This is a genomic window from Mycobacterium sp., assembly GCF_035603715.1.
GTDB lineage: Bacteria > Actinomycetota > Actinomycetes > Mycobacteriales > Mycobacteriaceae > Mycobacterium.
Window position 1 is genome coordinate 1 of the sequence record NZ_DATNJW010000505.1, and the last position, 8,643, is coordinate 8,643.

General features: G+C 65.1%; 8 protein-coding genes. 4 read left to right on the forward strand and 4 right to left on the reverse strand.

Annotated elements, in window-relative coordinates:
• A partial coding sequence (ftsH, locus tag VN856_RS21120) for an ATP-dependent zinc metalloprotease FtsH (protein WP_325692571.1) occupies positions 1–1,427 on the reverse strand: 1,427 nt, incomplete at its 3' end.
• Positions 1,428–1,652: 225 nt separating this feature from the next.
• On the opposite strand from ftsH, the gene VN856_RS21125 reads away from it, so the two are divergent.
• The 3 genes from VN856_RS21125 to VN856_RS21135 are packed head-to-tail and all read left to right on the forward strand — an operon-like array spanning position 1,653 to position 4,848.
• Positions 1,653–2,642, forward strand: coding sequence for an alpha/beta hydrolase (locus tag VN856_RS21125; protein WP_325692573.1), 990 nt, complete (start codon positions 1,653–1,655; stop codon positions 2,640–2,642).
• Positions 2,639–3,832, forward strand: coding sequence for an LLM class flavin-dependent oxidoreductase (locus tag VN856_RS21130; protein ID WP_325692575.1), 1,194 nt, complete (start codon positions 2,639–2,641; stop codon positions 3,830–3,832). Before VN856_RS21125 ends, VN856_RS21130 begins: the two co-directional genes overlap by 4 nt.
• On the forward strand, positions 3,832–4,848 hold the full coding sequence (locus tag VN856_RS21135; protein WP_325692577.1) for a zinc-binding dehydrogenase: 1,017 nt from the start codon (positions 3,832–3,834) through the stop codon (positions 4,846–4,848). Before VN856_RS21130 ends, VN856_RS21135 begins: the two co-directional genes overlap by 1 nt.
• A gap of 7 nt (positions 4,849–4,855) precedes the next feature.
• On the opposite strand, the gene VN856_RS21140 is transcribed toward VN856_RS21135, so the two are convergent.
• From VN856_RS21140 to VN856_RS21150, 3 genes are all read right to left on the reverse strand, one after another.
• Positions 4,856–6,082, reverse strand: a complete 1,227-nt coding sequence (locus tag VN856_RS21140; RefSeq protein ID WP_325692578.1) for a PPE family protein — start codon at positions 6,080–6,082, stop codon at positions 4,856–4,858.
• Between the two features lie 11 nt (positions 6,083–6,093).
• Positions 6,094–6,393, reverse strand: coding sequence for a PE family protein (locus VN856_RS21145; RefSeq protein ID WP_325692580.1), 300 nt, complete (start codon positions 6,391–6,393; stop codon positions 6,094–6,096).
• Positions 6,394–6,761: 368 nt separating this feature from the next.
• Complete coding sequence (locus tag VN856_RS21150; protein ID WP_325692582.1) at positions 6,762–6,902, reverse strand: hypothetical protein; 141 nt, start codon at positions 6,900–6,902, stop codon at positions 6,762–6,764.
• A 119-nt stretch (positions 6,903–7,021) separates the two neighbouring features.
• Between VN856_RS21150 and VN856_RS21155 the strand changes: the two genes are divergently transcribed.
• Entirely contained in the window at positions 7,022–8,488 is a 1,467-nt protein-coding gene (locus tag VN856_RS21155; protein WP_325692584.1) for an APC family permease, read from the forward strand.
• Positions 8,489–8,643 lie beyond the last annotated feature (155 nt).

Below are 8,643 nucleotides of genomic sequence, written 5' to 3' on the forward strand. Positions count from 1 at the left end.
GCGATCAGTTCCGAACGGGTGTGCATTCCCTTGTCGTCCTCGGGCACCGCCAGCGCGTGGCCGCCGGTGTTACCGCGGGCCAGGATCGTGACCTTGTAGACGGGGTCGACGCCGGGCATCGCCCAACCGGCCAGCGTGTGCCCGGCCTCGTGGTAGGCGGTGATCTTCTTCTCTTGCTCGCTGATGATCCGGCTCTTGCGGCGCGGGCCGCCGACCACCCGGTCCACCGCCTCTTCCAGGGCAGCACCGGTGATCACCGTGCCGTTCTCCCGGGCGGTCAGCAGCGCGGCCTCGTTGATGACGTTCTCCAGGTCGGCGCCGGTCATGCCGACGGTCCGCTTGGCCAGGCCGTCGAACTCGACGTCGGGACCGAACGGCTTGCCCTGGGAGTGCACCCTCAACACGGCACGCCGGCCGGCCAGGTCGGGGCTGGACACCGGAATCTGGCGGTCGAAGCGTCCGGGCCGAAGCAGCGCCGGGTCGAGGATGTCGGGGCGGTTGGTTGCTGCGATCAGGATCACACCCTGGCGCTCGCCGAAGCCGTCCATCTCGACCAGCAACTGGTTCAGCGTCTGCTCGCGTTCGTCGTGACCGCCACCCAGCCCGGCGCCGCGCTGGCGGCCGACCGCGTCGATCTCGTCGACGAAGATGATGCATGGGCTGTTCTGTTTGGCCTGCTCGAACAGGTCACGAACCCGGGATGCGCCGACGCCGACGAACATCTCGACGAAGTCGGAGCCCGAGATGGTGAAAAAGGGAACGCCGGCCTCACCAGCGACGGCCCGGGCCAGCAGGGTCTTACCCGTTCCCGGCGGGCCGTAGAGCAGGACGCCCTTGGGAATCTTGGCGCCCAGCGCCTGATACCGCGACGGGTTCTGCAGGAAGTCCTTGATCTCGTAGAGCTCCTCGACCGCTTCGTCGGCGCCGGCGACGTCGGCGAAGGTGGTCTTGGGCATGTCCTTGTTGAGCATCTTGGCCCGCGATTTGCCGAAGCCGAAGCCCATCCGGGCGCCGCCCTGCATGCGGGAGAACATCATGAACAGGCCCACCAGCAGCAACAGCGGCAACACGTAGATCACCAGCGAGCCAATGATGCTGCCCTGGTTGACGACGGTGCTGACCTGGGTGTCCTTGCTGTTGTTCAGCTGGTCGAACAGCGGCACGGCATAGCCGGTCGGGAAGTGGGTGATGATCTTGTCGGAGCCCTCGGTGCCGGTCGCGGCGCTTTTCAGCGTCATCCGGACCTGCTGCTCGCGATCGTCGATCTGGGCGCTCTTGACGTTGCCGCCCTTGATCTGGGCCATCGCCACCGACGTATCGACCGGCTTGAAGCCGCGGGTGTCGTCGCTGAAGTAGAAGAAAGACCACCCAAGCAGCAACACGACTGCGATGGCCGTGAGCGTGCGGACTACGTTTTTCCGGTTCATCGATCATCGGCCGTCGCCGGCCCAGGTCCTTCCCGATACGCGCAAGCTGGAAAAGTCCAGATTACCGCCAGTGCTGATCGCCAGCTCGGGCGCAGCCGAGCGCAGCGGGTCACGCCTTGAATCGTCACCAACCGAATAACGAATCGCGGTTCCCGACATCGTCGGCAGCACACCCACCCGCCTAACACCTATCGGGCGCAGGCGGGCGTGTGCTTTGGTGAACTTGTGTCGGACAGCCTCCCCATCACCGAACGTGTAATCGAGACCAACGGCGTGCAGTTGCACACCGTCGAGGCGGGTGAATCCGGCGCACCGGTCGTGGTGCTGGCGCACGGCTTTCCCGAGCTGGCCTACTCCTGGCGCCACCAGATCCCGGTGCTGGCCGCCGCCGGTTACCACGTCTTGGCTCCTGATCAGCGCGGCTACGGCCGCAGCACCCGCCCAGCGGACATCGCCGCTTACAACGTCGCCGACCTGTCCGCCGACCTGATCGGTCTGCTCGACGACGTCGGCGCCGACAAGGCGGTGTTCATCGGTCACGACTGGGGCGCCCAGGTGGCGTGGGGGTCTGCGCAGCTGCACCCCGACCGGCTGGCCGCGGTGGTCGGTTTGAGCGTTCCGGCGGTGCCGCGTGCCAAGGTGGCGCCGACGCAGGCGTTTCGGGCGATCTTCGGCGACAACTTTTTCTACATGCTCTATTTCCAGCAGCCCGGGGTCGCCGATGCCGAACTGGACGCCGACCCGGCAAAGACCCTTCGCCGGGTGATTTTCGGTCAGGGGGCACCTGGTGACCAAGCCGCCGCGATGCGGATGCTTCGGCCCGGACCGGAGGGTCTTATCGAGCGCATCCCCGAGCCCGACGGGCTGCCGAGCTGGATCAGCGCTGACGAACTCGAGCACTACGTCGCCGAATTCAGCCGCACCGGTTTTACCGGCGGGCTGAACTGGTACCGGAATATGGACCGAAACTGGGAGATCCAGGGCAACCTGGGGTCTGCTGCCATCACCGTGCCTGCGATGTTCATCGGAGGCACCGACGACCTCGTGCTCGGCTTCATGAGCACCGATCGGGCAAAGGAAGTGATCACCGGGCCCTATCGCGAGGTGCTGATCGAGGGTGCCGGGCACTGGCTGCAACAGGAGCGCCCGGACCGGGTCAACGAATTGCTGCTCGAATTCCTGTCCAGCTTGACGACCGGCGTGGAGTCGTCATGAAACGTCCACTGAACTTCGGCGTCTTCATCACACCGTTCCACCCGACCGGCCAATCCCCCACGGTGGCACTGGAATACGACATGGAGCGCGTTGTCGCACTGGATCGCCTCGGCTTCGACGAGGCGTGGTTCGGCGAACACCACTCCGGCGGCTACGAACTGATCGCCTGCCCCGAAGTGTTCATCGCCGCGGCCGCCGAGCGGACCAGGCATATCCGGTTGGGCACCGGTGTGGTGTCGCTGCCGTATCACCATCCGCTGATGGTGGCCGACCGTTGGGTGCTGCTGGATCACCTGACCCGCGGACGGGTGATGTTCGGCGCCGGACCCGGCGCCCTGCCATCGGACGCCTACATGATGGGCATCGACCCGATAGAGCAGCGCCGGATGATGCAGGAGTCGCTGGAGGCGATCCTGGCGCTGTTCCGCGCCGGGCCGAGCGAGCGGATCAGTCGTCACTCGGACTGGTTCACCTTGCGTGACGCGCAGTTGCATATCCGGCCCTACACCTGGCCGTACCCTGAAATATCAACAGCAGCAATGATTTCGCCGTCCGGCCCGCGGCTGGCCGGAGCCTTGGGCACGTCGCTGCTTTCGCTGTCGATGTCCGTTCCCGGCGGCTACGCGGCGCTGGACAACACCTGGCAGGTGGTGCAGGAGCAGGCCGCCAAGGCCGGCCGCGACGAGCCCAACCGCTCCGACTGGCGCGTGCTGTCGATCATGCACGTCGCCGACACCCGCGAAAAGGCGATCGAAGACTGCACCTACGGCCTGCAGGATTTCGCTGACTACTTCGGCGCCGCCGGGTTCGTCCCGCTGGCCAACGAGGTCGAAGGATCACAGACGCCATACGAGTTCGTCGAAGACTATGCGGCCAAAGGCAATTGCTGCATCGGCAGCCCTGATGACGCGATCGAACACATCGAAGACCTGCTGGAGCGGTCCGGTGGATTCGGGACGTTGCTGATGCTCGGTCACGACTGGGCCTCACCCGAGGCGACCCACCACTGCTATGAACTGGTGGCCCGCAAGGTCATTCCGCACTTCAAGGGCCAACTCGAAGCGGCCCGGTCGTCTCACGAGTGGGCCAAGGACAAACGCGAAGAGTTGATCGGGCGTGCGGGACAGGCCGTCGTGAAGGCGATCACCGAGCACGTCGGCGAACGCGCGGCGGAAACCGGGAGCAACTGATGCGCGCCTCGGTGCTGCGGGAAGGCCGGATGGTGTACCGCGACGACGTGCCCGATCCCGTGCCAGGCCCCGGTCAGGTTCTGGTGGCAGTGCGGTCGTGTGGAATCTGTGGTTCGGACCTGCATTTCGCCGCCCACGGCGCCGAGATGCTGTCGCTGAGCGGTCAGATGTCGAGTGCGGCCGGCGGCGCTGTGAACATCGACCTGGGCCACGACGTCTTCATGGGCCACGAGTTCTGCGCGGAGATACTCGAGGCGGGCCCCGACACCGAAACCCATTCGGCCGGAACCCTTGTCACGTCGATCCCGGTGCTGCTGTCGGGCAAGAGCGTCGAACCCATCGTCTACAGCAACAAAACGCTGGGCGGCTACGCGGAGCGGATGCTGCTTTCGGCGCCACTACTGCTGCCCATTCCGAACGGGCTCAGCGCCCAGCACGCCGCGCTCACCGAGCCGATGGCGGTCGGGCTACATGCCGTCAACAAATCCGCCGTTCAGCCCCGCGAGACCGCGCTGGTGCTCGGCTGCGGACCGATCGGCATCGCCGTCATCGCTGCATTGCGAGCCCGCGGAGTCGAGTCGATTGCGGCAGCCGACTTTTCACACAAGCGTCGTGAACTCGCCATCACGATGGGCGCCCACCAGACCATCGATCCCGCGCAGAGTTCGCCTTTCGACAGCGTGCACCCGGTGGTGGTCTTCGACGCCGTCGGCGTACCCGGCATCATCGATGATGTGATGCGGCGTGCCCGGCACGGCACCCGGCTGGTCGTCGTCGGCGTCTGCATGCAAGCCGACACCGTGCACCCGTTCTTCGGGATCGCCAAGGAGATCAACGTGCAGTTCGTTCTCACGTACGACCCGAACGAGTTTGGCGAGTCGTTGAGGGCGGTCGCCGAGGGAGACATCGATGTCAGCCCGATAATCACCGGTGACGTCGGCCTCGAGGACGTCGGCGCGGCCTTCGACGATCTCGCCGACCCCGAACGGCACTGCAAGATACTGGTGACCCCTTAGGTCTTCGTCACCCACCGGCTGGCGGATGAGGCACCACGGTCGGCTTGAAACCGTATCGGGGAGCGGCAAATTGCATGCCGCGCCCGCCATTGCCACCCATCACCGGCACGCCGCCCATGCTGTTGGCAACGGGCTGCGCGGTAAGCGGCTGCGCGGAAACCGGAGTGCCGAGCCCACCGACCGACGTCACGGCGGGACTGACCGTAGGATTCACACCGCCCCAGGTCGAGGGCACCGACAGCCTGCCGACCACTTCCGCCTTGCCCAGGCCGCCCATGGCGGCGCCGGGAACTCCGGTCGGGAGGCTGGGCGGTATCGCCTCGGCGACACTGGAGGCCTTGCTGACCGCAGGCATGATGCTGTGGGCGAGGCCGTCGACGTCTTTGAATGCGGTGGTGAAAAGCCTTGTGGGGGAGATTAACCGGATAAACGCATCGAACCCGGTACTGGCATCCAAGGTCTGCGATCCGGTCAGGCCCTCCAGGAGGTCCCCCATCACGCCGCCCACCACGATGCCGTCGCCGTTGGAGTTCCAGACATGCCCGGCCAGCCCGAGTGCTGTCAGGAAGTTGTCCAGGTTCCCCATCCACGGCGGGGCCGGCATCTCGCCGGCCAACGCGGCCAGAGCGTTGGTCACCGCCGACTGGCCGCTACTGGAACCGACCGCTTGCGCGACTGCGGATGCCTGCGCGCTCAGTCCCGCCGGGTTGGCCGATTCTGCCGCTGTGGCGAACGGCGCCAGCGTCGATGCCGCCGACGATGCGCCGGCGTAGCCATACATCGCGGCAGCGTCCTGTGCCCACATCTCGGCGTATTGCGCCTCGGTCGCCATGATCGCCGCCGTGTTCTGCCCCAACAGGTTCGTCGCCATCAGCGCCATCAACAGCGCGCGGTTGGCCGCGATCTCCGGTGGCGGCACCGTCGCGATGAATGCCGATTCGTAGGCGGTGACCGCGGCCGCTGCCTGAGCGGCCACTTGCTCGGCCTGCACGCCTGTGCTCGCCAGCCACTCCACCTGCGCTTGAGACGACGCCGCCATCGACGTCGCGGCCGGGCCCAGCCAGGATCCGTCGGTGAGGGCGGTGATCACCGCTTCATAGGCGGACGCCATGGTGTGCAGCTCGGCGGACAACCCGCCCCAGGCCGAGGCCGCCGTCAGCATCGGCCCCGACCCGGGTCCGGAATACATCAACGCGGAGTTGATTTCCGGCGGTAACAGTGCGAAATCCAGCATTACTGCCCGACCTAGCCGACCGCGGTCGCGTTGGCAGCTTCAGTGGCGGCATACGAACCTGCGCTGACGCCGAGCATGGTCGCCAGTAACTCCTGCACCGCAACGGCGTGGGCGCTGACCGTCTGGTAAAGCTCCGCGTGCGAAGCGAATTGCGTGGCCGTCAGCGCCGACACCAGATCACCGGCGGCGGGCACGATCCCGACCGTCGGCGCGGCAGCAGCGGCGTTGCGGGCCTTGAGCGCCTCGTTGATCGTGTGTAGTTTCCCAGCGGCCGCAGCCAGGACTTCGGGCTGTGTGATGACGCTTGACATGGATCCTCCTGAAAAGTGCTTGTGTTCAACAAGCTTCAGCGGTCAATGACATTTACTGAAGCAGATAGTCGGACACGTTAAGCCAGCCATGCCCGCCGATCACAGCGTCCCGCGACCATGTTCACCGCCGAGTCCATAACTGTTCACTTAGCTGAGGTGGTGAGCTGCGAGATTTGGATCTTGCATGAAAGTTATTGGTATTCAATAAGATTAGAATCCAATATGAATCTGTCGGCGGTTGCCACGCTACACGGTATGCTTTGCTGGCGCGCGCCAGGTTGAACTTGGCGCGAGTGCCGCGAGCGTTGGCCACGATAGTTGCTGCCGCTCGCATCCTTGAGGCATCCTGTCCCGGTTTTCATTCCAGCTCATGCGACTTCACCGGCTTCGGTCGGCGAGACCGTCGAAGTTGACACGAAGCCGGTCTTGAGCAGGACCGGCCGGAATTCGACGATCAGGCTGGCCTGAAACGGCCGCACGATAGTGGTCGCGCCCTGAGGCGCCGGCATCGAGACGTTCTGCTCACGTCTAGCGGACGTTCGAGCCGCCGATTGGTATATGTTTGGCAATCTGGCTAAGCAGTCGACCGTCCCGGCGTGGCGACCCTACATGCTCCAGAGGAGGCGTCATGGCGATGCCGTCGCTCAGCCTGCGACGGCAGATGCTGCGGCGCCGGCCGGTGAGCGGCGCACCGGTCGCCGACGGGGCTTCAGATCACCTGCAACGGAGTCTGGGAACCTTCCTACTCACCATGTTCGGCGTCGGTGAGACGGTCGGTGCGGGCATCTTCATCGTGCTCTCGCAGTCTGTGCCGCAAGCCGGCCCGGCGGTCGTCATCTCATTCATGCTGGCCGGCATCGCGGCGGGTTTGGCCGCGGTGTGCTACGCCGAGATGGCCTCGGCGGTACCGGTTTCCGGATCGGCCTACTCGTACTGTTACGCCACCCTGGGCGAGTTGCCGGCAATGGGTGTCGCAGCGTGCCTGCTGCTGGAGTACGGCGTGTCCACCGCCGCGGTGGCGGTCGGTTGGAGTCAGTATCTGAACAAGTTGCTGGACAACGTCGTTGGATTTCAGCTGCCGCAAGCTATTTCGGCGGGGCCGTGGGACTCCGAGCCGGGTGTGATCAACCTCCCGGCGATCGTCTTGGTGGCGATGTGTGCGGTGCTGTTGATCCGCGGTGCCAGTCAGTCCGCGAAGACCAACGCCGTGATGGTGGTGATCAAGCTCACCGTTCTCGTGATATTCGCCGCCATCGCGTTCACCGCGTTCAAGGCTGACCGCTTCCATGATCTGGCACCGTTCGGTGTCTCCGGCATCAGCTTGGCCGCGGGCACAATCTTTTTCGCCTACATCGGCCTTGACGCAGTATCCACTGCCGGCGACGAAGTCAAAGATCCGCAACATACGATGCCGCGGGCAATCATTTACGCCCTGCTGATAGTCATGGCTATCCATTTGCTCGTCGCGGTTGCCGCGATGGGTAGTCAGCCGTGGCAGCAGTTCAGCGGTGAAGAGGCGGTGCTGGCCGTGATCTTGGACCACATCACCGGAAACACCGCTGGCAGCACCCTGGTATCGGCCGGCGCGGTGATATCGATCTTCTCGGTCACGCTGGTGACGTTGTACGGCCAGACCCGCATCTTGTTCACGATGGGCCGTGATGGTCTGCTGCCGGCGACGTTCGCGAAGGTCAACCCCCGCACGATGACACCGGTCGGCAACACCGTGATCGTTGCGGTCGTGGTGGCAGCCCTGGCCGCCCTGGTGCCGCTCGACCGTCTGGCCGAAACAGTCTCGATCGGCACCCTGACCGCGTTCATCGTGGTGTCAGCGGGAGTGATTCTCCTGCGGATTCAACAACCGGATTTACCCCGGGGTTTCAGGGTGCCGGGCTATCCGGTGACACCGATCCTGTCGATCGCCGCGTGCGCCTACATCCTGTTCAGCCTGCACTGGTACACCTGGATTGCATTCAGCGGCTGGGTGGCGGTGGCGTTGGTCTTCTACCTGGTGTGGGGCCGCCGTCACAGCGCACTCAACGCCATCGGGACCGGCGGCACACCAACCGTGGCCATGACCGACGATGTCAGCTAGTCGAGCCGCGAGACGACCCTTCCGAGAGCAGCTAGGGTGCCCAGAATGACGGTGCCCAAACGTGCTGGCCTGGCAACCCAGATCGCCCTCGCGCTGACTGTGATGGCCGCCGTCCTGTCTGGCTGCCACAGCGATAAGGTATCCGTCGGGGTCAA